The sequence below is a fragment of the Streptomyces lunalinharesii genome (assembly GCF_039532155.1).
Lineage (GTDB): Bacteria > Actinomycetota > Actinomycetes > Streptomycetales > Streptomycetaceae > Streptomyces > Streptomyces lunalinharesii.
Genome location: NZ_BAAARK010000009.1, coordinates 137,579 through 160,170, shown reverse-complemented (window position 1 = coordinate 160,170; position 22,592 = coordinate 137,579). Strand labels below are relative to the sequence as shown.

Sequence of the window (22,592 nt, the reverse complement as noted above, 5' to 3'; positions counted from 1 at the left end):
CGTGCGCACCGAAGACAGCGAACGGCTCCGCCTGCCCCGGTCGCGGCAGGCGAACGAGCGACTGCACGCCCTGGTCCCCGGGGGCGCGCACACCTACGCCAAGGGCGACGACCAGTACCCCGAGAACCTCGCCCCCGTCATCAGCCACGGCCGCGGTGCGCACGTGTGGGACGTCGACGGCAACCGGTACGTCGAGTACGGCTCCGGCCTGCGGTCGGTCAGCCTCGGGCACGCCCACCCCCGCGTGGTCGAGGCGGTGCGGCGGCAACTCGACCGCGGCGCCAACTTCGTCCGGCCGTCCATCGTGGAGGTCGAGGCTGCGGAACGCTTCCTGGCCACGGTGCCCACCGCCGAGATGGTGAAGTTCACGAAGAACGGCTCCGACGCCACCACCGCCGCGGTGCGCCTGGCCCGCGCCGTCACCGGGCGCCCGCGGGTGGCGGTCTGCGGCGACCAGCCGTTCTTCTCCGTCGACGACTGGTTCATCGGCACCACGCCGATGTCCGCCGGCATTCCGGCGGCGACCACCGAGCTCACCGTGACGTTCCCGTACGGGGACCTGGCCGCCACGGAGGAGTTGCTGACCCGCCATCAGGGCGAGATCGCCTGCCTGGTCCTCGAACCCACAGGCCGGACCGAGCCGTCCCCGGGCCCTGCGCTGCGTTCGAGCGGGGCGGAGCCCACTCCGGCCTACCTCGCCGGGCTGCGCCAACTGGCCGACCGGCACGGCTGCGTCCTGGTCTTCGACGAGATGATCACCGGCTTCCGCTGGTCCGAGGCGGGCGCCCAGGGCCTGTATGACGTCGTCCCCGACCTCTCCACGTTCGGCAAGGCACTGGGGAACGGCTTCGCCGTCTCCGCGCTCGCCGGCCGCCGCGAGCTGATGGAACGGGGCGGGCTGCGGCACTCCCGCGACCGGGTGTTCCTGCTGTCCACCACGCACGGCGCGGAAACGCACTCCCTCGCCGCCGCGATGGCCGTGCAGCGCACCTACACCGAGGAGGGGATCACCGCGCGGCTGCACGCCCTCGGCGAGCGGTTGGCCGCCGGGGTCCGCGACGCCGCGGCGAGCGCGGGCGTCGGCGACCACGTCGTCGTCCGGGGCCGGGCCAGCAACCTGGTCTTCGCCACCCTCGACGAGAACCGGCAGCCGTCGCAGCAGTACCGCACCCTGTTCCTGCGCCAGCTCCTCGCGGGCGGGGTGCTGGCCCCGTCGTTCGTGGTGAGCAGCGCGCTCGACGACGCCGACATCGACCGCACCGTCGACGTGGTGGCCCAGGCATGTGCGGTGTACCGGAAGGCGCTGGAGGCCGCCGATCCGACCCCCTGGCTGGCCGGGCGACCCGTGAAGCCCGTGTTCCGTCGCCTGGCGTGACGCGGGGTGACATGACGCGACGTCAGCGAAGCGCCTGCCGGTCGGCGTCGGCCGTCCGGTCGACCAGCCACGCGGTCGCTGACGTCACCGCCAGCGCGGTGCACCAGCCGCCGAGGACGTCGGTCGGGTAGTGCGCGCCCAGGGTGACCTGTGCCCACCCCATCGCGCCGCCGGCCACCAGCGCCGCGGCGCACACCAGCAGCGTGCCGGCCGCCCCGCCGAGGCCGCGCCGGCCGGTCACGAGCAGCGTCACGACGAGGCAGAGCGCGGTGAAGAAGGCGGTGTGCCCGCTCGGGTAGGACAGGTTGTCGCCGTGGATGGTGCGTCCCACCAGGGACTTGAGCAGCGTCGCCGTTCCCACGGTCAGGCCGGTCGCGGCCACCACGAACACCGCTGCGCGGGGGCGCCTGAGCAGCAGGCAGCCCGTCACGGTGGCCACGACCAGCGTCGTCGATCCGGCGGGCTCCCCCAAGAAGTCCATGGCCAGAGCGACGTACCGCCACGACGGCCCCGCACCGTCCACGGCCGCCGAGATCCACGCGTCCACGGCGTCGGGCCTGCCGTCGCCGGCATGGAGGACCCCGAGCACGGCGACCACCAGCGCGGCGAGGGCCGCAAGCGGCCCGAGCCATCGCCGCAGCAGTGCCGGCAGCACCGCGGCGGGCGGGCGGCCGCTCACCGGCCCACCGTTTCCGGTCGACCTGCGGCGGGGACCTCGCGGCCTGCCGTGCGCAGCGTCGGACGTTTCGGGATGGCGATCCACCGCGAGCCCCCCATCGTTTCCGGCCCACCCTCAAGCGACCATGAGCGCCCCGCGGACACCCGCTCCCGGCCGGTACGCCGCCGCAGGAGCCGACGTCCGGTGCGGTTGCGGTGCGGTGCGGTGCGGTGCGGTGCCGAACGCTCCCGCCTGGCCATCATTCCGGGCCAATTCAGCGGGAACGGCCGCCAGTTGTCACCCTAGCCAACCAAGGCGCCGCGGCGCGCCGGGGCCATCGCTTTGCGCGCCGCTGAGACCGTCGGGGCGGTCTCAACGGCGCGGGAACAGAGCGTTGACGGACGCACCCAAGCCTTCCGCCCACCTCGACCTCCCCCGTGGCCAGGTTGGCTGCTTGCGTGCGACCGCTCCGTGGAGGGCGGGCACCTCACCGACGTGACGTTCGACGACGTCGCGCAACGGCTGAAAAGTGCGCCGACCAGCAACGGATGATCTTCTGTCACCCACCAGCCTCACCCATGCCTCCCGGGAGCGGGTATAAGCAGAAGTACGTATCGACTACGGGGGATCGCCATGTCGGAGCTGTCCGCGCGCGAGTACGCACGGATCCTGGACCTGGCCACGGCCGCACTGCACGAGCGCTGCCCGGACCGGCTGTGGCCACTGCTGGCCGCGGAGGTGCCACGGGCCTGCGGTGGCGACGACTTCTTCCTCCGCAAGTCGGAGGAGTGGAGCGCGAGGGCGGGCACGGTCCGCCTGTGGACACCGGGCAGTTCGGGAGCAGGCGGCGTGGCCGACGAGGCGGGCCGGGCCCTCCGGCACGGCTATCCCTGGGCCGCCTACGCACGCTCCACCACGGACCGCGCCCCGGTGACCGCGTCCCAGGCAGCGGGCGAGAAGGCGTGGCACACGAGCCGGACCGCCGACACGATGCGCACGGCCTTCGGCACGGACCACGTCCTGGGCCTCCCCCTGCCCCGCGCGTCCGGCCCCTTCAACGGCTACCTGCTCTACCGCACGGGAAGCCCTTTCACGGCCGCCCACTTGGCCCGCGCCAAGCGACTGCAGCCCGTACTCGACGGCATCGAGCGGCAACACGAACTCCTCGTCCGATGGCGACACGCCACCCAGGCGTCCCACCCGCACACCGACCCCGATGAACGGGCGACCGACTACGGACTGACCCCGCGGGAGATCAGCGTCCTGTCACTGCTCGCCCAGTGCCTGACCGCCGCCACCATCGGAAGGCGCCTGGGCATCTCGCCGCGCACGGTCCACAAACACCTCGAAAACCTGTACCGCAAGATGGGCACCACCGACCGCGTGGCCACCGTCCTCCGCGCCAGGGCGAGCCACCTCCTCCCCCACTCCCCCCACCCGCGGGCATGACGTCGCCTCCGATGCCCGAAAGGCGCTCGGCCCGCTCCGGGACGCTTGGGGTACGGCGGCGGGCAGGCCGGCGAGCGCACGGTCCGGTCCGGCGCACCGCCCCGTCGGGAGCCTTGTCGCTACCTCCAACATCCGCATCACAAATGCAGGGCATTTTGGGGAAACGCCCAAGCAATTGCCAGGGGATTGTCGAATCCTAGCCGCATATGCAGGATGGATCGTGTCACGCTGCAAAGGAGGCGGTCAGGTGGGCGACGGAGAGCACCGCAGCGCCTTCCGCACAGGGCTCCGGGGCACCGAGGCGGGCGCGGGACCGCTTGCGGAGTCCGTCCCGGAACGGGCTCCGGCCGATCCCGTGACGCCGCCCCCGTCCCGGCCGCCCGAAGCCGTGACGGGTCACCAGCCGACCGCCCCCGCGCGGGCCGCCGACGGACGGCGACGCTTCCCGCTCCGGTCGTAGCTCCCGCATGCGCCCCGCGGCCCGGCCGGCACAACCGGCGGTTCGCGGGCCCCACCCCTGACCCTGCTCACGAGGCGAGGCAAGACCACATGACGACACGCACCACGGACGGCAGTGCCGGCGACGTCCACCACGGGACCGTCGGCACCGACCACTCGTCCTACCGTCGGCCCGACGAGCGCATCGCCCGGTTCGTCGCCGAGGCCCTGGGCGACTCGCGGACCGTCCTCAACGTCGGCGCCGGCGCCGGGTCGTACGAGAGCGCGGGGCACACCGTGACGGCGGTCGAGCCCTCGGAGTCGATGCGTGCCCAACGGCACGCGCGGCTCACCCGGGCGATCGACGCCGTCGCCGAGCACCTGCCCTTCGCCGACGGCGAGTTCGACGCGGCGATGACGCTGTTCAGCGTCCACCAGTGGTCGGACGCCCGGTTGGGACTGCGCGAGCTGCGGCGCGTGACCCGCGGGCCGGTGGTCGTCCTGACCTGCGATCCCACCCTGGTCCGGGACTTCTGGCTGTACCGGTACGCGCCCGAGGTCCTGGACACCGAGTCCCGCCGCTACCCGCCCCTCGCGGACGTGACCGCCGCCCTGGGCGGCACCGGCACCGTGCAGACCGTGCCCATCCCGTTGGACTGCACCGACGGGTTCAACGAGGCGTACTACGGGCGCCCCGAGATGCTGCTCGACCCGGCGGCCCGCCAGGCGTGTTCGGCCTGGAGCTTCGTCGACGACCGGGTCCGCGAGCACTTCGACACGTCCCTGCGCCGTGACCTGGACAGCGGTGCCTGGGACGAGGAGTTCGGCCACCTGCGCGGTCAGCCGACGTACGACGGGTCGCTCGTGATCGTGCGCGCGACCCGGTGAGAGGAAGAGGAACGCACGATGGCAGTACCCGACCGGATGGACGAACAGCTTCGGGCCCTGGGGTTGGTGGAGGCGCAGCGGACGGCCCAGGCCCTGTTCACGGAGGTCGTGGCCCGCGGTCTGGTGGCGCCGGGCCGCAGTGAACGCGCGGCGGGCGACCGGATCGGGCAGCTGGCGGGAGAGCGGTTCGGTACGGCCCCGCGCCACCGCGGGTGCATCGTCCGCTCCGGCCCCCACGCCGCCCTCCCGTACGGGGAGGAGCGGCCGGACCGCGTCATCGGGGAGGACGACCTCGCCGTCGTCGACCTGGGGCCGCTGCTCGGCGCGTCCGAGACGGACTTCGCGCGGACCGTGGTCCTCGGCGACGATCCGGCCAACAAGCGCCTCCACGAGGACCTGCCGAAGGTGTTCGCCGCCGGTCGCGAGGCGTTCCACGCGGACTCCGCCCTCACCGCCGGCCAGCTCCACGCCGAGGTCAAGGCGCAGGCCGCCAAGGCGGGCTGGGCGCTGGGCGGTTGGCACGCCGGTCGCCTGGTCGGCACGCCGTCGGCCCCGAACGCCCCCGGCACGCCGGCCGACGCGTACCTCGCTCCGGGCAACGACCGGCCCCTGCGCCGCACGGTCCAGGGCGGATGGCGGGCCCACTGGATCCTGGAGATCCACCTGATCGACGAACACCACGGCTTCGGCGGCTCGTACAAGCAGCTGCTGGACCTGGTGTGAGGTCGGCCGTCGGCAGCGGACCGGTCGCGACGAGCGGTACCGGGCGGTCGCCGGGCCGGCCGGAATGATCACGGCGAGCGGGTAGGACGGAAACCTTCTCCGGTTTCCCCATCCGGGGCGCGTGCACATATGCATCAGCCGGCTGGATCGGTGTCTTATTTGCCAGGACCGAAGTACCGACAGGCCCGCATCTGCAATTTCCCAGCATTTCCTCGCGGGACCTTGCAGCCTCGTCAAGAAGACACAAAACCCCAGTTCAGATGGGCTGATGTCGAGGCGAGCCAGGACGTCGCGGGGTGCTCCTGGAATGCGCCACGGAGTTGCGCCCATTTGGCTGGCGAATGCGTAACGGGAACTCCGGGCCGGGTTTTCCATCCGGTATTGTCGGCCGTGACGCACGTCGTGGAAGTGCTTGCCGATTCGTTTCCGACTTTGTGAGGCGTGTTTTCATGAGCCTGTCCATCCGCAACCAAATTGCCGGCACGGTCCTCTCCGTCACCGCCGGCGAGGCCATGGCGTCGGTGAAGGTCCGTCTGGCCGGTGGCCAGGACATCACCGCCGCGATCACCACTGACGCGGTGAAGGACCTGGGCCTGGCCGAGGGGTCCGCCGTCACGGCGCTGGTGAAGTCCACCGAGGTCGCCCTCGCGACCCGCCCGGTCGAGGGCATCTCCATCCGCAACCAGCTCGCGGGCACCGTCACCGACGTCTCCACCGGTGGCGCCATGGGCGCGGTCAACGTCGCCGTCGAGGGCGGTGGGCTGACCGCCGCGATCACCAAGGACGCCGTCGAGGAACTCGGGCTGGCCTCCGGCACCGCCGTCGTGGCCCTCATCAAGTCCACCGAGATCTCCCTCGCCGCCGCCTGAGCATCCCCCCCCCCCGCCGAGGGCCGCGTACCGCAGAGGTGCGCGGCCCTCGGTGCGGCGCCCGGGCTCACACCCACCAGCCGTGCGCCGTGAGCAGAGCGGAGCGCAACGGCAATCCACCGGCCAGGAGCCGGAAACGCCCCGGCCCGACAGTGGTGTTCATGTTTCCCGCGACCGCCACCTCCCCGCCGGCGCCGCCCACGGCGGTGCCCTGGACGCACGCCCGCGTGCTGGCGCACGGCGCGGCACGGCCGTCCCCGGCCCGTACGGTGCCGCTGCGGGCGGCCGCCGGGCTGACGCTGGCCGGTGACCTCCGCGCCCGGCACCCGCTGCCGGCGTTCGACACCGCCGCCATGGACGGGTACGCCGTGGCGGGCCGCGGCCCCTGGCGCGTACGCGCGGCGCTCCGGGCCGGTGGGACCTGGGCGGACACGCTCAACGCGGGAGAGTGCGTGGAGATTTCCACCGGGGCTCGCCTACCGGCGGGGGCCCGCGCCGTGCTGCCGTTGGAATCCGCCGCGGTCGGCGCCGACGGCAGCGTGGCCGGCCCCCTGCCGCCACCGGGCCGGCACGTCCGCAAGGCCGGCGAGGACGCCCCGGCGGGCCACCGTCTCGCCCCCGCGGGGACCAGGATCGGGCCCGCGCTACTCGGCCTGGCCGCATCCGGCGGCCACGACACCCTGCCGGTGCACGCCGGCCCGCGCGTCGGAGCACTGGTCACCGGGGACGAACTGGACCAGTCGGGCATCCCCCGCCCCGGGCGGGTGCGCGACGCCCTCGGACCGGCGCTGCCCGCTCTGATCGCCGAACTCGGCGGCCGGAGCTGCGGGGTGCGGCACGTCCCCGACCGGCCGGCGGGAGGGCTGGCCGCGGCCGTTCAGGGGTGGCACGACGTCGACGTCGTGGTGGTGGCGGGCTCCACCTCCGTCGGCGTCACGGACCAGCTGCGTCGGCTGCTCGACGACGCGGGAGCGCGGCGGGTCGTCGACACGGTCGCCTGCCGCCCGGGGCACCCGATGGTGCTCGCCCAACTCCCGGACGGGCGCTGGGTGGTGGGGCTGCCGGGGAATCCCTACGCGGCCCTGGTCGCCGCCCACACCCTGCTCGGCCCGTTGCTCACCGGTCTGTCCGGTCGGCCGTTGCCCGCCCTGCCGCACGTCCCCGTGTGGGGGCCGGTGCGGCCCGCCCGTGGGCGGACCCGGCTGGTGCCCGTCGCCTGGGACAGCGCCGGGGCCAGGATCGTCGGCGGTCACGGTTCCGCGTTCCTCCACGGCGCCGCCATGGGTGACGCGCTTGCCGCCCTCGCTCCCGACTGGGCCGACGGCGGCCCGGCACCCCTGGTCCTGACGTTCGGCTGATCGGAGCCGGCGCACCAGTGGGGCGGGGCGCCGGCGGTGTGGGCGGGTCAGCGGTCCGGCGGGCTGTGTTCGACGGGCTCGGGTCCGCGCTCCGCCGGGGTGTCGGCGACCTCGCGCAGGCGTCGGCGGCCGACGAGCAGCGGCAGTTCGAGGGGGAGGCCGACGACGACCTGCGGCAGGTTCTGCTGCACGTGGAAGAGGAGGGCGAACGCCAGCGCGGAGCTGGGCAGTACGTGCATGAGGTTGAGCGCGTAGAGGGCGCCGACCTCGAAGGTGCCGAAGTGTCCGGGGGCGACCGGCAGCATGTTGGCGAAGTCGATCAGGAACAAGGTGAGGATCGCGGCGGCGACCGGCAGGCGGATCCCGAGCGCGTGGAGCACGACCGCCGCACCCGCGACGTCGGCCGCCTCGCCCACCAGCATCACCCCGAGCATCGCGACGACCCGCCGCGGTTCCCGCAGGGAGTACATGCCGCCGACCACGCCGCCGAGGAACTTCGGCAGCCGCTCGGTCCTGCCGCGGCGCGCGATGACGATCAGCACGCCCAACTGCACGACCATGAAGGCCGCGAACACCGCGATGCAGCCGCTCACCACGCCGGGGACGCCGTCGAGGAGCCACGGCACCGGCGTCACCAAGATGGCCAGCCCGAGGGCGCCGAACAGCTTCTCCAGCCAGATGAGGGCGCCCGTGGTGGCGACGGGGACGTCGTCCCGCTTGAGGAACCACAGGCGGATCAACTCGCCGGCCCGTCCCGGGCTGATGGCCGAAGCGGCCTGTGCCGAGAACTCGTAGCGCAGCAGTCGCCCCCGGGGAACCGGGTGCCGGGAACCCAACATGATGCGCCAGCCTTCGGCGCTGACGTACTGGCTGAACACGTTCAGCAGGAGCGCCACCACGAGCAGCCACGGCGTGGCCCGTTCGAGGGCCCGGCCCAGGGCCGCCACGTCGATGCCCCGCACGAACCACCACAGCGCTCCGCCGATCGCCGCGACGTTCAGGACGCGGAACGCGATGCCGGCCGCGCGCTTCGCCCGGCTCCTGCGGTCGTTCACCGGTCGGGCCCGAGACGGCCGTCCGGATCGCCCGCGGTGACCGGCGACGCGCTGCGCGGGAGCCGACGCGAGGCCGCGGCGGCCGGCCAGCGGGCGCGCTCGCGCGCGTAGGCCGCGACCAGGGCACGGGTGTCGATGCCCACCGACGCGCGGAGCCGGCCGAGGCTGTGGTGCATGAGGTCCCGCCACGGCAGCGTGTGCAGGGGCCTGATCCCGGTGTCCCTGGCGAAGTCGACGGCGGTGCGGAACACCTCCAGGTCGGTGCGGGAGAACCGGAATCCGCCGCGGTACAGGTGGCGGGCGCCCAGGGCGAAGACCTTCTCCTGCCAGGCGCCCAGGGCTCCGCTGGCGCCCATGGTGAAGCCGACCACGAACGCCTCGTCCGGCGGGAGCGTGCCGCGGCCGAGCAGGATGTGGATGCAGTCGTGCCCCAACAGGTCGACGGCACCCGGCAGCGCGACCGGGCTGGCCGGGTTTTCCAGGAGCCTGACGTACCAGGGGATCGCCGCGGAGTCGTCACCCGGCATCGCGTCGTAGACGGTGCGCAGCGTCACCGTGTCGTCGAGCCCCGGATTCCATGCGGCGAGCGGTCCTCGCGTCGGCACCTTCGTCCCCCCGTCAGTAGACCCGGCCGACGTCGCCGTCGACGGTGACGAGCTGGCCGTCCTGGATCAGCTTGGTGGCGTTGTTCGTGCCCATGACGGCGGGGATTCCGTACTCCCGCGCCACGATGGAGCCGTGCGACAGCGCGCCGCCGGTGTCGGTGACGACCCCGCCGGCGATGGCCAGCAGGGGTGACCAGGCCGGGGTGATGTAGGGCGCGACCAGTACGTCGCCGGCCTGGAACGTCGGGAAGTCGCGCACCGAGAAGACGCGGCGGGCGGGGGCCGTCACGCGGCCCGGGCTGACCGGTGAGCCGTGCAGCCCCGCGCCCTCCTCGGCCTTGGCCTGGTGTCCGACGAGGGCGACCGAGGTGACGTCCACCTTGCCCATGAAGATCCGGGCTTCCGCCGGAACCTGCGGGGGCGGGCTGAGGAGCCTCTGCTCCTCGCGGCGTGCGCGCCGCCGGTCCACCACGTCGTCCCAGGTCTTCGGGGGCTGTCCGCGGCCGATCGTCCTGAGTTCGCCGTGCAGTTCGTCGCCGGTGAGGAAGAAGACGTCGTCCGGGGAGCGCAGCCCGCCGGCCGTGGTGAGCCTGCGCCCCAGTTCCAGGTAGGCGCGCCGCATGATCGGCCAGCCGCGGGTGAAGTGGAAGAGCGCCTGGTCACGGACCTGTCCGTAGCGGCGGTTCCAGCTGAGCAGGGCGGCGAGGGCGCCGCGCCGGAGCGGGAAGGGGCGCAGTGCCGCCTCCATCTGGGCCCGTGCGGAGGTGCGGCGGCGGGCCAGGGAACGCATCCGCTCACGCGGGTCGGCGGCCCGGCCGTCGCGGTACGCCGCGATGGTGGTGCGGAACGTCGACGGGTCCTCGGCGGGCGTGGGCTCGACGAAGTCGAGGTGGTAGACCTGATGGCCGTACCGCGCGAGGAACGTCTCGAAGGTGCGCTCCGCCTCGTCGTCGTCCCGTTCGGCGCGCGCGAGGTCGTGGAGGGCGAAGGTGGTCTCCGAGGTCTTGCTCGGGAAGCCCTGCAACAGGGCTCCGTGGCCCGGGACTTCGGCTCCGGCGTCCTTCAGCGGCTTGGCGATGTGGGGGTAGGCGGTGGCCAGGAGCCATTCGCCGATGTTCCAGTACCAGGCGAGACCGCCGAGGATGGCCCAGTACGTGCCGCTCAGTTCCTGCGCCTCGGCTATGAGGCGGAGGAGGTCGTCGGTGGCCAGTTGGGTCAGGTCCTTGCGGCGCATCGCCTCAAGCCGCGCGACGTGCCGCGGCAGGATCACCGTGCGCCAGCGCCGCTCCAGCGGACCGAGGTGGAACCGGTAGCAGTTGAGCGCCAGTTTCACCGTCCTGAGCGGGTACTTGTTCATGGGGTAGTCGAGGCGCAGGTAGGCGAAGCCGTTGATGGTGCCGGACATCGGCTTGGGCAGCAACGGGTTGGTGAGCTGCTCGGCCGCGGGCCCGGCCCAGTTCTGTGACCAGTGCGCGACCAGGCAGGGGAAGAGTGTGGTGGCGAAGAGCGGGGACAGCGGCTCCGGCAGCCAGGAGTCGCAGATGCTGATCCGCGCCCACCACGCCCCGTCGACCGGACTCTGCCAGCGCACGGGGGTCGGCGCGGTCCGCGCCGGTGCCCGGTCCGTCAGGGGCCGTGCCTGGAGGATCGCGATCCGGTCCGCGTGGACCGCCCACTCCACGTCCTGGGGGCGGCCGAAGTGCGCCTCTATCGTGCGGCCGTACCCGGCGAGTGCGACGGCCTGCTCCGCGGTGAGCGAGGCCGCGTCCTGCCGGTCGGGCGGCACGTCGACGACGGCGGTGCCGATGGGGGCTTCGGCTCCCGCTCCTTCTCCTTCCCCTGCTCCTTCCCCTTCTCCTTCGCCGGCTGCGTCCGCGGGTACGACCATCCGCGCCTTGTGCGCGAGCTGCGTGCTCACGACACGTGCGTCGGCACGGGACACCTCGAAGCGGTCCGGGGTGACGAGGCCGCCGACCACCGCCTCGCCGTAGCCCCAGCTCGACTCGATGACGGTCCGTCCGGCGGGGGGCGGATCGCCCGCCCCGTCGGTGGCGGTGGTGGTGCGCGGGTCGACGGTGAACATCACGCCGGCCGACTCCGCGGGCACCAGGGCCTGGACGACGACCGCCATGCCGGCCGCCGCGTGCGGGAGCCCTTGGCGCTCCCGGTAGCGGATCGCGTGGACCTGCCACAGGGAGGCCCAGCAGCGTCTGACCGCGGTCACGACGTGCTCGGGGGATCCCACGGCGAGTTCGGTGTGGTACTGCCCGGCGAAACTCGCGGTCGCGGAGTCCTCGGACGTGCCCGAGGAGCGGACGGCGACCCCGCCGCCGTCCGGGCGGACGGCCCGGTACGCCCGTGCCATCGCGTCCAGCAGCGGCTGGGCGAGGTCCACCGTCAGGATCGTCTTGCGCAGCAGGCGGGCGCAGTCCTCGATTTCGCCGTCCGTGGCGCCGGCGGCGAGCCGCGCGGTGAGGGCGTCGAGCGGTGGCCCGAGTACGGCCGCCGTCGTGGTCCGGTACACGGAGATCGGCAGGCAGAAGCCGTCGGGGACGGGCAGTCCCGCGGACATCAGCTCGCCGAGGTTCGCGGCCTTCGCGCCCGCCCGGGTGGCGTCGTCCGCCCGCAGGTCTCGCAGCATCACGACGTCAGGCATGGTCGGCCACCCGGTCCACCCACTGTTGGTAGTGCTTGCGGAACCTCAGCACGCCCCGGTCGCGTTCGAGGTAGATGCCGTGGCGGTCGCCGGGTTCCATGGTGTTGAAGACCGGCAGGTCCTGGTGGGAGGCGAAGGTGATCTCCAGCCGGTTCGCCAGGTAGTGCCGCAGGTCCCGCCAGCGGCGGCCGGTCGTGAGGACGGCCGCGGTGATGTGCTGGATCGTCCGGTTGGGTGCGATCGGTGTGGTGGCCAGCAGCAGCCGGTACTGCGGGACCCCGTCGGCCCAGTAGGAGATCCGCTGGCCTGCGGGCCAGCCGTCGACCCGCAGGACGAACTCGTCGGCGTTGGTCCCCAGCAGCCTGGTGACCGCGCCGAGTTTGCCGGTGTAGCCGGGCCACGTCAGTTCGGCGCCCAACCATGCCTCCGGGTCGATGGGCGGGCCGTGGTCCCGTGTCTGCTGCTGGTCGGTGAGCATCCGCAGTCCGCACGGCCCCGCGACCTGAAGTCCGTGGAGCGCGACGAGGTGGTCGGGGTCGTAGGTGTTCTCCAGGATGCGCCGGACCGTCGCCCCGGTGCTGTCGGCGAGCCGGAACCTGCGGTGGCCCGGCCGGTCCTCGTCGAGCGACGGCATCTCGGGCAGCGGGAACAGGGGTTCCTCGCTGCCGTACCAGGCCCATACGTAGCCGTAGCGTTCCACCGTCGGGTACGGCCGCAGGCGTGCCTTCGACGGGATCCGCGCCGTTCCCGGGAGGTCGACGCAGGTCCCGGAGCGGTCGAAGCGCCAGTGGTGGAAGGGGCAGCGCAGGTTGCCGTCGACGACGGTGCCGTCGGCCAGGCTGGCTCCCATGTGCGGGCAGTGGCGCGGCATCACCACCGGTCGGCCCGTGCCGTCGCGCCAGGCAACCAGCGGCTCGCCGAACAGCTTGAGCGCCCGGGGCCGCTTCGCCAACTGGCCGGCGGGGAAGGCAACGTACCAGCTCGCCGGGAGGTTGAGGCCGGCGGGCACGTGGGCGTCCGCCGCGGTCGTGTGGGGTGTCATGTCCGTGCCGTCCCGTCGTGCTCGGCGCGCTGCGCACGCTCCACCCAGGTCTGGTAGAGCTTGCGGAACTTGAGCACGCCGTGGTCGTTTTTGACCGGTACCCCGGAGTGCGTCTCCTGGGCGTGCCGGTAGATCATGAGGTCCTCCCGGGTGCCGAGCAGGTGTTGGGCCCGGTACGCGAGGTAGGTCGGTGCGTCCCGCCAGACGCGGCCCGATCGGCGCACGAGCGACCAACCCTGGAAGACGGTCCGGCCGCGGGAGACGGGTGTGATGCCGAGGAGTTCCTTCGCGACGACCTTGCCGTCGAGGAAGAACGTCAGCCGTTGGCCGCCGGTCCATCCGTCCACGAGGAGGGCGAAGCTCTTCCCCTCGATGCCCAGGGCCGTCAGCGCGCGGGGCAGTTGCAGCTCCCGCGAGGCGAGCCGCGCGCCCGCCCACACCTCGGCGTCGATGGGTGGGCCGTTCTCGGCCGCGGCCGCGGGGTCGGTGAGCATGGTCAGGTCCAGGGACCGGGCCGACTTCACGCCGTGCAGGGTGGTGAAGTGCGAGAAGTCGAAGGCGTTCTCCAGCACCCGCCGGGGGGAGGCCGGGGTCGTGTGGGAGAAGCGGTACGTCGCGTAGCGGTCGCGCTGCGATTCGAGTGCCGGGAAGTCCGGCAGCGGGTACATCGGTTCGTCGCCGCCGTACCACGCCCAGACGAACCCGTACCGCTCGATGACCGGGTACGTCCTGCGGTGCGCGGTCTCCGGGATGCGCCGTGCGCCGGGGACCCGGGTGCAGGTGCCCGACCCGTCGAAGCGCCAGTGGTGGAACCGGCAGCGCAGGTGGCCGTCGACCACCTTGCCCAGCGCCAGGCTCGCGCTGAGGTGCGGGCAGTAGCGGGGCATGACGACGGCACGGCCCGCGCCGTCGCGCCAGGCAACGAGTTCGCGGCCGAACAGGTCGAGCGCCCGCGGCTTGGCGAGCGCCGTGGACGGCAGCGCGACGTACCAGCCGGCGGCCAGTTCGGGCACGGCGGTCGGCGTCGGCCGTGCCTGCGGAGCCGGATCGCCCGTCATGTCGTCTCCCCGGGCAGTGTCGGGGCGGGGGCGGCCCGGTCCACCCACGACTGGTAGTACCTGCGGTACTTGATCAGGACGTTGTCGTACCGGACGTAGGTGCTGGGCCGTCCGGTCGCGGTGGTGTTGTAGATGGGGATGTCCTGTGCCGTGCCGCCACGGTTCTGCGCGTAGAAGAGGAGGGAGTACAGGAAGGTCTTCCAGTGTTTGTTGGATTTCCGCACGCCGGCCCAGCCCCGCTGGACGGTCCGGTACTCGCCGGTCGGCGTGATGCCCATCAGCACCTTGGAGATCTCTTCTCCCTCGATGTACGTGGTGAAGCGCTGGCCGCCGGGCCATCCGTCGATCAGGAGCCGGAAGTGGGGTCCCGAGCCGAAGGTGGTGACCATCTGGTGCACCCACCGGACCGGGTTCTCCCCAAGGCTCCAGGTCCGCAGGGTGCCGTCGACCTCCACGCCGAACCAGGCGTCGTCGGCGATCGGCGGCCCGTTGTCCCGGGCGTGCGCCTGGTCGTGCAGTTGCCGGAACGCCACCGGGTCCAGCGACATGCCGTGCAACGCCATGAAGTGGAAGTAGTCGATGGCGTTCTCCAGCAGCTGGCGGGCCGTGCCGGTGGTCCGGTCCGAGAAGCGGAAGCCCACGTAGTCGCCGCGGTCCTCCTCCATCGCCGGGAAGTCCGGCAGCACGAACTCCGGGTCCGGGCCGCCGTACCAGACCCAGACGTAGCCGTAGCGCTCGACCGTGGGGTACGGGGTCCGGCGGGCGGTGCTCGGGATCCGGTCGACGCCCGGGATCGCCACGCACGTCCCCGACGCGTCGAAGCGCCAGTGGTGGAACGGGCAGCGCAGGGCGCCGTCGACGACCCGGCCGAGCGCGAGGCTCGCCCCCATGTGCGGGCAGAAGCGGGGCATCACCACCGGCCGACCGGCGCCGTCGCGCCAGGCAACCAGCGGCTCGCCGAACAGTTCGACGGCGCGCGGGCGGGGACCCAGCTCCCGCGATGCGAGCGCGACGTACCAACTCGCCGCGAGATTGAGGCCGTTGGGGTTCGGAGGCAGTCCGGTACTCATGTGGTCCTGCGAGGTAGTCATGTGGTCAGCTCGTGCGGGTGCAGACGAACTCGGCCATCGCCAGCAGCGGAACCGCCGGCTGACCGAACGGAGCGATCTCCTTCTTGGCCGAGTCGACGAGTTCACGGGCGCGTTGCATGGACCCGTCGACGCCGAACAGCCTGGGATACGTGGCCTTGCGGGACTTCTCGTCCTTGTTCGGCGTCTTGCCGAGTTCCTGGCGGGTCCCGATCACGTCGAGGACGTCGTCGACGATCTGGAAGGCGACGCCGACCTTGCGCGCGTACCGGGAGAGCCGGGCGATCGTGTCGTCGTCGGCGCCGGCGAGGGTGGCTCCGGTCACCATGGCCGCGTCGATCAGCGAGCCGGTCTTGCGGGTGTGGATGAACTCCACGGTCTCCAGGTCGATGTCCTCGCGGCCCTCGCACTCGATGTCCACGGCCTGGCCGCCGACGAGTCCGGAGATCCCGACCCGGTTGATCAGCGTGTGCATCACGCGCAGGAGTCGTTCGGCGGGCACCTGGCGTGTGTTGAGCAGGATGAACTCCAGTGCGTACGCGAGCAGGGCGTCGCCGGCGAGCAGGGCGATGCCCTCCCCGAACACCTTGTGGTTCGCGGGCTTGCCCCGCCGGTAGTCGTCGTCGTCCATCGCGGGCAGGTCGTCGTGGATCAGTGACGCGACGTGCAGCATCTCCAGGGCGCACGCGGTGGGGATCGCCAACTCCGGATCGCCGCCGCTCAGGGAACAGCCCGCCAGGCAGAGGATGGGCCGTAACCGTTTCCCGTCCGAGGACAGGGAATACCACATCGACTCGAAGAGCCTCTCGGGATATCGAGGTTCGAGCGCGCTTTCCAGATGACTCGCAACAATCGCCTGTTGCGAATGCAGATATGCCGGGAGGTCGAACTTCGCCACGACATCGGCGCTGACTGTATCGTTCGCTATATCGATGTCCCCCATGGCCGCAACGTACCACCCTCCAATTCCGGAGATCTACGGTGCGAACCAGCCGACCGGCCGCAGCCTCGATGATCTTTTGAAGCACGCCGTACGCCATTCCGTCATCGCAGGCGAGAACGGCTCCCCCAGTGGCCCCTTGCTTCACCCGAGGGCGCCCGCTGAACGCACTTTTCAGCCACCGGCAGGAAATTGGAATGATCAATTTCGGTTTTCAATCCCGGCAAACTCGGACCAAACGGCAGATTAACTACAGGTGAACATGGCCATGCGCTCGACGTTCTGAACCATGTACGCTAACCGCCTGATCCAACTCACCGTCACGGGACCCGAATTCAACAAAGCGCACCGCTAAGCGAAGGACCCTGGATGGCTACACACGCGATACGCGCGAAGGAATTACCGAGGGAACGCGCCCTCGTCGAGACCGCCGCCCGCACTCTCCGCCGCCGCCTGACGGGGGCGTTGGAGGTTCCCGGCAAGGCGGCACGCATCGTCAAGGACTACGCCGGCGACCTGTACTTCCCGGCGAACCGCCTTTCCGTGCCCCAACGCCTGTGGTGCGCACCGCCGATCCTCCTGGTCGAGTACCTGGTGTACCGGGTCGATTCCGTCGCGGAGGGCGCCAGGGACGTCGACCTCGACGCCGCCAGGAACGACGACTACGCCAAACTCCACGCGTACAAGGCCCGGTTCGAGCGCCTGCTGCGCCGCCTCCACGCCCACAACGCGGTGGTCGCCCGGGAGATCGAGAACGGCGAGCGCTACGTCCGGCTGGAGAACAAGGTCACCTCCGGCCGCACCCTCGACCACGCGGACGTGCTGCGCCTGGCGGAACTGCGGCCGTCGGACGTGCGCCTGCTGCACGGCATGACCTTCGCCCTCCTCGGCCGGCCCTGCGACACGGCCCTGCTGAAGCTGCTGTGGCCCGTCGAGGTGCTCGCCGACATCGGCAACGACCTCTCCCAGTACCACCAGGACGTCGCCAGCGGCCAGTTCAACACCTACGCCGCGTTCGTCCAGCTCTACGGCGCCGCCGCCCCGGACCGGATCCGCACCGAAATCGCCCGCTACGAGCGGATGTTCCTCGACGAACTCGCGCGGTTCCCCCGCGCCCGACAAGCCGAGCTCCGGGCCCTGGCCACCCGGCGCTACCGACCCCTGACCGCGGTCGTCCCCGACGCCCTCCCGGCCGCTCCCGCACCTGCGGACCGCCCGTGATCAAGGACCCGCCCATCGTCGTCCTCACCGGCGTGCTGTGCGTGTTCTTCTGGATGGTCGCCTACGTCGCGATCATCCACCGGGGATTCCGCGACAAGACGTACGGCATGCCGCTCGCCGCCCTCGGCGCCAACCTCTCCTGGGAAGCGATCTACTCGTTCTTCCTGGACCCCATGGGCGACCACATCCACGCCCTCAGCATCCCCTGCTTCTTCATGGACCTGGTCATCGCCTGGCAGGTCTTCAAGTACGGCTCGCGCGAGCGCACGGCGACGCCCTTCGCCCGCAAGTACTTCAAGGCGCTCTTCTGCGCCGCGGTCGCCATCGCCTTCCCCCTCGTGTACCTGGCCTTCTACGAGTTCCACGACCCGCTCGGCGAGTACACCGGCTTCGGCATCAACTTCATGATGTCGTTCCTCTTCGTCGCCATGCTGACGCGCCGCGAGGGCGTCGCCGGCCAGTCCCTGTACGTCGCCGTGTCCAAGTGGCTGGGGACGCTCTTCGCCTACATCGCGACCGCACTGACGGTGACCACCAGCAAGAGCCACCCGATGCCCGACAGCCTGTGGTCCTTCGTGACCGGCACCGTCACCAGCACCTCCTATCCCCTGACCCCACTGATCAGCGTGCTGTACCTGGTCGTCTTCCTCGTCGACCTGCTCTACATCGCGCTGCTGTACGCCCGTCTCAAGGAATCCGGCATCTCCCCGTGGCGACGCTTCTGACGCCGGGGTGTCCATCGTGAGAATGGAGCACACCGATGACCACCCCGTCCTCAGGACCGAACATCATGGACCCGGCGCTCATCGCCGACCCCTACGGGGGCTTCGACCGCCTCAGGGAGGAGGCGCCCCTCGTCCGCGGACAGAGCGCGGACTCCACCCCGACCTGGTACGCGACGCGCTACGACGACGTGCGCGCCGTGCTCGCGGACCCCCGCTTCGTCGTCGACCCGGAACTGACGCCGGGCACCGAGGCCGTGGACAACCGCAACAGGATGCTCGACATGCTGGAACTCCCCGCGGAGTTCCTCCCCTACCTCAGCGAGTCCGTACTCGACGTCGACGGCGACCGCCACACCCGCCTGCGCGGCCTGGCGACCCGCGCCTTCACCGCACGCCGCGTCAACGCACTGCGGCCCCGGGTCGAGGCGATCACCGCGTCCCTCCTCGACTCCTTCGGCGACTCCGTCGAACTCATCTCGGAATTCGCCTACCCCCTGCCGATCGCGGTGATCTGCGAACTCGTCGGGATACCGGAGGAGGACCGCGGCCTGTGGCGCACCGCGGGCTCGGCACTCACCTCGATCGCACCGGGCTCCAAAGGGGCCGCGGCCCACGAACTGATCGAGTACACCCACGCACTGGTCGACCGGCGCCGCGCCGCACCCGCCGACGACCTGATCTCGGACCTTCTCAGGGTGCAGGACGAGGACGGCGACCGGCTCTCCGACGTGGAGCTGGTGACGATGCTCCTGGGACTGGCAACGGCCGGCCACGAGACCACCGCGAACCTCATCGGCAACGGGGCTCTCGCCCTCCTCAGCCACCCCGACCAGCTCGAAGCGCTCCGCCGCACCCCGGATCTGTGGCCGACGGCGGTGGACGAACTGGTCCGTTCGTGCGGTTCGATCCTCATCACCCAACTGCGCTACGCCACTGAGGACATCGAGGTCGGAGGGCAGACGGTCAAGGCGGGCGAGGCCGTCCAACCCGTCGTGGTGGCGGCCAACCGCGACCCCCGCGAATTCAGCCGGCCGGAATGCCTGGACGTGACGCGCCGGTCCGGCAAGCCCGGTGACGGCCACGTCGGCTTCGGCCTCGGCGCCCACTACTGCCTGGGGGCCGCACTCGCCAGACAGGAGTGCGAGGTCGCCCTGCGCAGTCTCTTCGACCGCTTTCCCCGCCTGGCCCTGGCGACCCGCGAGCACACCTGGGTCCCCGTACCGGGACTGCGCCAACTGACCTCGCTCCCACTGAAGTTGCACTAGCCTCCCGGGGCTCCCGGTCGCACTCGACGCGCACCGAAGAGCCCCGAACACCGGGCCAACAGAGCCCACTCGTATGCACGTTCAAAAACCTCTGTCGAATTCAGACAGCGGCGTTTGAATGCGAAGAACATCGCCGTCACAGCAAACTCGAAGGATATGCTTGAGCCGTGAATGCCACATGGGAGCCCACAGAAGGCGTCTTACAACTGCCATCGGGACGACTCATCCGCGGTCGCGGCCTACGGAAGCCGCTGCCCTCCGGACCGCAGCCCGACTTCGCCCTCTACTTGCGCGGCCGTCAACCCCCGACGGTCGACTGGGAAAGCCACTGGGTGCGCTGGCCCGACTTCTGGCTGCCCACCGATCGGGCAGCATTCACCGAATCGCTCCGCGATCTTCTGGAACGGGCCGAAAACCAACGCGTGGAAGTCGCCTGCGGCGGCGGCTTCGGACGCACGGGCACCGCCCTGGCATGCCTTGCCGTACTCGACGGGATCCCCAACGACAAAGCCGTGGCATACGTGCGCGAGCACTACTCCCACCGCGCCGTCGAAACGCCATGGCAGCGCCGCTTCGTCGCGCGCTTCGGCTGACCCCAGGCAATTCCCCGAGATCCCCGTTTTCGTGATCACCGCGGGCCGACATTGCTCCCCGCACGGAAAAGCGGAAAGCGGGAGCCCTCACGGCGCCCGGACCGCACGCGACAGCCGTCGACTCGGCCGCGCAACGCAGCCCGCCGGAATCGTTCCGGCGGGCTGCGTCGTGTCCCGGAGCGCCGGCCCGGCCGGCTGAGGCATCCCACGGGGACGGTGGCGCCGGCCCCGCGGTCCAGCCGTCTGCACCCAACTGCCTGGCCGCGGAGAGACGACCTCTACAGTGCATCCAGGAGTGTCAGCCGCGGCCCGAACGAGAACGCGTGCACCGAGTTCGGGCAGGCGTGGTGCAGACCGGTCAACCGCTGCGGCTGTGGGGGCGGTGAGTCAGGTCAGAGGGCAGGCAGTGGGCGATTCGGTCGGGACGGGCGCGGCACAGACACCCGTTGACGTGCAGGAGGGGTCGGTGTTGCGGCCGCGCGGGCTGGTCGACCTGCGGGACGCGGGCGACGTACCGGCCGTGTTGGCTTATCCCCCGGGTGCCGTGGTGGTGGTCTCCGGCCTGCCGGGCAGCGGCAAGAGCACGCTGCTGCGGCGCTGGTCGAGGGCTGCCGCGGTGATAGATCCGCGCGTGGTCCACGTCGCCTGTGAAGCGGTGATGCCGGCGTGGCTGCCCTACGCCGCGTACCGGCCCTGGGCGCGGTGGCGGTACTTCCGTTGGCTGCGGGCCGCGGTGCGCGGCGGCGAGCCGTTGCTGGTGCACGACTGCGGAGGCCGACCGTGGATGCGCCGCTGGCTCGCCGGCAGTGCGGGGGCACAAGGACGCGAACTGCACCTGGTCCTCCTGGACGTGGGGGTCGCCGAGGCCCTGGCGGGCCAGGCGGCCCGTGGCAGATGGGCTCCGCGCAGTGCGTTCACCCGGCATCGCCGTGGGCTGGACCGGCTGCTCGGCACGTTCTCCGGGCTCGGGGAGGCGGCCGCGCCCCGTGGTCCCGCGCGCGAGGTCAGGTCGGTGGTCCTGCTGGACCGCGGTTCGCGGGAGCGGGTGTCGGTGGTGGAGTTCGGCGACGGACGGGTCCGGTCCGTCCGGTCGTGAACGACGGCCGCGCCGACGCCGCAGTGCGCGCGGCGGAGTGCGCCGCCCCCTGCGAACGGTGATTGCAGGAGGGACACAGAGTTGCCAGTTTCCCCACTGTTTACCCGACGGACACCATAGTTGGGCCTACTAAGGCGCCAGCTTGTTCCGTCATGACGTCGAACAGGTGCTCACCCCCCACGTGCATCCCCTGTGTGGCCCCACAGGAAACCCCTCAAACCGCTGTGCGTACCCCCTGGAGAGACCGTGACCGTGCTCCTACCGAGGACCGCCGCCCTCACCGGCATCCTCACCACCGCCGCCGCACTCGCCCTCAGCGCCTGTGGCGCGGCCTCCGACGCGTCGACCACTGCCGACGGGAGGAGCGCGGCCAGCGCGACCTCGGCCGGGGACTTCGGCGGCGTCGACGCCCTGGCCAAGGAGGCCAAGAAGGAGGGCACCCTGCACGCCATCGCACTGCCCCGCGACTGGGCCAGCTACGGTGCCCTGATAGACGGCTTCGAGAAGAAGTACGGCATCAAGGTCGAGGTCGAGAACCCGACCGGCACCAGTCAGGACGAGATCAGCGCGGTCACCTCGCGCAAGGGCCAGGAGAACGCGCCCGACGTCCTCGACCTCGGCAGTTCCTTCGCGCAGAGCGCCGCGCAGCAGGGGCTGCTCGCGCCGTACATGGCCACCGGTGTCTCCAAGATCCCCGACGACCAGAAGGACTCGATCGGCCGTTGGTCGAACGACTACGGCGGCTACATCTCGTTCGGCTGCGACACCAAGCGCGTGCAGACCTGCCCGACCAGCTTCAAGGACCTGCTCAAACCGGAATACAAGGGGCAGATCGCGCTCAACGGCAACCCCAGCAAGGCGGGTTCGGCCTTCGGCGCCGTGTACGCGGCCGCGCTCGCGAACGGCGGCTCGTTCGACGACATCCAGCCCGGCATCGACTTCTTCGCCCAGCTGAAGAAGAAGGGCAACTACACCACCGTCGAATCCACCCCGGCCACGATCGCGAAGGGCGAGACGCCGATCAGCATCGACTGGGACTACCTCAACGCCGGGTACACCGACGCGCTCAAGGCCAAGGGCCGGGACTGGACGGTCACGGTCCCCTCCGACGGACTGTTCTCCCAGTACTACTCGCAGGCGATCAACAAGGAGGCGCCGCACCCCGCGGCCGCGCGCCTGTGGCAGGAGTACCTCTACAGCGCCGAGGGGCAGAACCTCAGACTCAAGGGACACGCCCGCCCGGCCCTGATGCCCGCCATGGAGAAGGCCGGCACGCTGGACCAGGCCGCGGCGGCGAAGCTGCCGAAGGTCAGCGGCACGCCGAGCTTCCCGACCGAGTCCCAGCAGAGCAGCGCCAAGTTCGTCATCTCGCAGAGCTGGGACCAGGCCGTCACCGGGTGACGCGCCCCACACCAGGGCCGACGTGGTGCCCGCCGTGTCCTCCCCACGGCGGCCCCACGCGGCCGGGCGGGCCCGCCCGGCGGCCGGGG

General features: G+C 71.5%; 20 protein-coding genes. 12 read left to right on the top strand and 8 right to left on the bottom strand.

Translation table 11 applies throughout. The annotated features are described in order from the left end of the window. The first annotated feature begins 1 nt into the window (after window position 1). Window positions 2-1,375 carry a glutamate-1-semialdehyde 2,1-aminomutase gene (locus tag ABD385_RS16750; RefSeq protein WP_344576455.1) on the top strand — a complete coding sequence of 458 codons (1,374 nt, stop codon included), beginning with the start codon at window positions 2-4 and terminating at the stop codon, window positions 1,373-1,375. Window positions 1,376-1,397: 22 nt separating this feature from the next. Here the strand turns inward: ABD385_RS16750 and ABD385_RS16745 are convergent, their stop codons facing one another. Continuing rightward, on the bottom strand, window positions 1,398-2,054 hold the full coding sequence (locus tag ABD385_RS16745) for a phosphatase PAP2 family protein (RefSeq protein ID WP_344576453.1): 657 nt from the start codon (window positions 2,052-2,054) through the stop codon (window positions 1,398-1,400). A gap of 612 nt (window positions 2,055-2,666) precedes the next feature. Between ABD385_RS16745 and ABD385_RS16740 the strand changes: the two genes are divergently transcribed. The 5 genes from ABD385_RS16740 to ABD385_RS16720 all read left to right on the top strand — a co-directional run bounded on the left by ABD385_RS16740 (window position 2,667) and on the right by ABD385_RS16720 (window position 7,758). Further along, the gene (locus tag ABD385_RS16740; RefSeq protein ID WP_344576450.1) at window positions 2,667-3,482 is read left to right on the top strand and encodes a helix-turn-helix transcriptional regulator; all 816 of its coding nucleotides are present in this window, start codon (window positions 2,667-2,669) and stop codon (window positions 3,480-3,482) included. A 549-nt stretch (window positions 3,483-4,031) separates the two neighbouring features. Next, window positions 4,032-4,808, top strand: a complete 777-nt coding sequence (locus ABD385_RS16735; protein WP_344576447.1) for a class I SAM-dependent methyltransferase — start codon at window positions 4,032-4,034, stop codon at window positions 4,806-4,808. An 18-nt stretch (window positions 4,809-4,826) separates the two neighbouring features. Continuing rightward, window positions 4,827-5,531, top strand: coding sequence for a M24 family metallopeptidase (locus ABD385_RS16730; protein ID WP_344576444.1), 705 nt, complete (start codon window positions 4,827-4,829; stop codon window positions 5,529-5,531). 449 nt (window positions 5,532-5,980) lie between these two features. Beyond that, window positions 5,981-6,400: a TOBE domain-containing protein gene (locus ABD385_RS16725; RefSeq protein WP_344576439.1), complete on the top strand. Its 420-nt coding sequence runs from the start codon at window positions 5,981-5,983 to the stop codon at window positions 6,398-6,400. Between the two features lie 161 nt (window positions 6,401-6,561). Next, window positions 6,562-7,758, top strand: coding sequence for a molybdopterin molybdotransferase MoeA (locus ABD385_RS16720; RefSeq protein ID WP_344576437.1), 1,197 nt, complete (start codon window positions 6,562-6,564; stop codon window positions 7,756-7,758). 47 nt (window positions 7,759-7,805) lie between these two features. On the opposite strand, the gene ABD385_RS16715 is transcribed toward ABD385_RS16720, so the two are convergent. From ABD385_RS16715 to ABD385_RS16685, 7 genes are read right to left on the bottom strand one after another with little or no spacing between them, the layout of a single operon-like run. Further along, entirely contained in the window at window positions 7,806-8,813 is a 1,008-nt protein-coding gene (locus ABD385_RS16715; RefSeq protein WP_344576435.1) for a lysylphosphatidylglycerol synthase transmembrane domain-containing protein, read from the bottom strand. Next, window positions 8,810-9,418, bottom strand: coding sequence for a hypothetical protein (locus tag ABD385_RS16710; protein WP_344576433.1), 609 nt, complete (start codon window positions 9,416-9,418; stop codon window positions 8,810-8,812). The genes ABD385_RS16715 and ABD385_RS16710 overlap by 4 nt, the downstream gene beginning before the upstream one ends. 13 nt (window positions 9,419-9,431) lie before the next feature. Beyond that, a complete protein-coding gene (locus tag ABD385_RS16705) occupies window positions 9,432-12,074 on the bottom strand; it encodes a PEP/pyruvate-binding domain-containing protein (protein WP_344576432.1) in 2,643 nt (880 codons plus the stop codon). Then, a complete protein-coding gene (locus ABD385_RS16700; protein WP_344576429.1) occupies window positions 12,067-13,116 on the bottom strand; it encodes a Rieske 2Fe-2S domain-containing protein in 1,050 nt (349 codons plus the stop codon). The genes ABD385_RS16705 and ABD385_RS16700 overlap by 8 nt, the downstream gene beginning before the upstream one ends. Continuing rightward, the gene (locus ABD385_RS16695; RefSeq protein ID WP_344576427.1) at window positions 13,113-14,174 is read right to left on the bottom strand and encodes a Rieske 2Fe-2S domain-containing protein; all 1,062 of its coding nucleotides are present in this window, start codon (window positions 14,172-14,174) and stop codon (window positions 13,113-13,115) included. Before ABD385_RS16695 ends, ABD385_RS16700 begins: the two co-directional genes overlap by 4 nt. Then, window positions 14,171-15,265: a Rieske 2Fe-2S domain-containing protein gene (locus ABD385_RS16690; RefSeq protein ID WP_344576423.1), complete on the bottom strand. Its 1,095-nt coding sequence runs from the start codon at window positions 15,263-15,265 to the stop codon at window positions 14,171-14,173. The genes ABD385_RS16695 and ABD385_RS16690 overlap by 4 nt, the downstream gene beginning before the upstream one ends. Window positions 15,266-15,269: 4 nt before the next feature. After that, a complete protein-coding gene (locus ABD385_RS16685; RefSeq protein WP_344576421.1) occupies window positions 15,270-16,205 on the bottom strand; it encodes a polyprenyl synthetase family protein in 936 nt (311 codons plus the stop codon). A 366-nt stretch (window positions 16,206-16,571) separates the two neighbouring features. On the opposite strand from ABD385_RS16685, the gene ABD385_RS16680 reads away from it, so the two are divergent. From ABD385_RS16680 to ABD385_RS16655, 6 genes are all read left to right on the top strand, one after another. Then, window positions 16,572-17,423: a hypothetical protein gene (locus tag ABD385_RS16680; protein WP_344576419.1), complete on the top strand. Its 852-nt coding sequence runs from the start codon at window positions 16,572-16,574 to the stop codon at window positions 17,421-17,423. Continuing rightward, a complete protein-coding gene (locus ABD385_RS16675; RefSeq protein ID WP_344576416.1) occupies window positions 17,420-18,148 on the top strand; it encodes a transmembrane-type terpene cyclase in 729 nt (242 codons plus the stop codon). Before ABD385_RS16680 ends, ABD385_RS16675 begins: the two co-directional genes overlap by 4 nt. A gap of 35 nt (window positions 18,149-18,183) precedes the next feature. Continuing rightward, the gene (locus tag ABD385_RS16670) at window positions 18,184-19,413 is read left to right on the top strand and encodes a cytochrome P450 family protein (RefSeq protein WP_344576414.1); all 1,230 of its coding nucleotides are present in this window, start codon (window positions 18,184-18,186) and stop codon (window positions 19,411-19,413) included. 167 nt (window positions 19,414-19,580) lie between these two features. Further along, a complete protein-coding gene (locus ABD385_RS16665) occupies window positions 19,581-20,006 on the top strand; it encodes a protein-tyrosine phosphatase family protein (protein WP_344576412.1) in 426 nt (141 codons plus the stop codon). A gap of 466 nt (window positions 20,007-20,472) precedes the next feature. Further along, window positions 20,473-21,102, top strand: coding sequence for an AAA family ATPase (locus tag ABD385_RS16660; RefSeq protein ID WP_344576410.1), 630 nt, complete (start codon window positions 20,473-20,475; stop codon window positions 21,100-21,102). 246 nt (window positions 21,103-21,348) lie between these two features. Further along, on the top strand, window positions 21,349-22,503 hold the full coding sequence (locus ABD385_RS16655; protein WP_344576409.1) for an ABC transporter substrate-binding protein: 1,155 nt from the start codon (window positions 21,349-21,351) through the stop codon (window positions 22,501-22,503). Window positions 22,504-22,592 lie beyond the last annotated feature (89 nt).

Excerpts from the sequence above, each read along its gene's own strand:
- ABD385_RS16740 (WP_344576450.1), top strand. The coding sequence starts at position 2,667 with ATGTCGGAGCTGTCCGCGCGCGAGTACGCACGGATCCTGGACCTGGCC.
- ABD385_RS16735 (WP_344576447.1), top strand. The coding sequence starts at position 4,032 with ATGACGACACGCACCACGGACGGCAGTGCCGGCGACGTCCACCACGGG.
- ABD385_RS16730 (WP_344576444.1), top strand. The coding sequence starts at position 4,827 with ATGGCAGTACCCGACCGGATGGACGAACAGCTTCGGGCCCTGGGGTTG.
- ABD385_RS16725 (WP_344576439.1), top strand. The coding sequence starts at position 5,981 with ATGAGCCTGTCCATCCGCAACCAAATTGCCGGCACGGTCCTCTCCGTC.
- ABD385_RS16720 (WP_344576437.1), top strand. The coding sequence starts at position 6,562 with ATGTTTCCCGCGACCGCCACCTCCCCGCCGGCGCCGCCCACGGCGGTG.
- ABD385_RS16705 (WP_344576432.1), bottom strand. The coding sequence starts at position 12,074 with ATGCCTGACGTCGTGATGCTGCGAGACCTGCGGGCGGACGACGCCACC.
- ABD385_RS16700 (WP_344576429.1), bottom strand. The coding sequence starts at position 13,116 with ATGACACCCCACACGACCGCGGCGGACGCCCACGTGCCCGCCGGCCTC.
- ABD385_RS16695 (WP_344576427.1), bottom strand. The coding sequence starts at position 14,174 with ATGACGGGCGATCCGGCTCCGCAGGCACGGCCGACGCCGACCGCCGTG.
- ABD385_RS16690 (WP_344576423.1), bottom strand. The coding sequence starts at position 15,265 with ATGACTACCTCGCAGGACCACATGAGTACCGGACTGCCTCCGAACCCC.
- ABD385_RS16685 (WP_344576421.1), bottom strand. The coding sequence starts at position 16,205 with ATGGGGGACATCGATATAGCGAACGATACAGTCAGCGCCGATGTCGTG.
- ABD385_RS16680 (WP_344576419.1), top strand. The coding sequence starts at position 16,572 with ATGGCTACACACGCGATACGCGCGAAGGAATTACCGAGGGAACGCGCC.
- ABD385_RS16670 (WP_344576414.1), top strand. The coding sequence starts at position 18,184 with ATGACCACCCCGTCCTCAGGACCGAACATCATGGACCCGGCGCTCATC.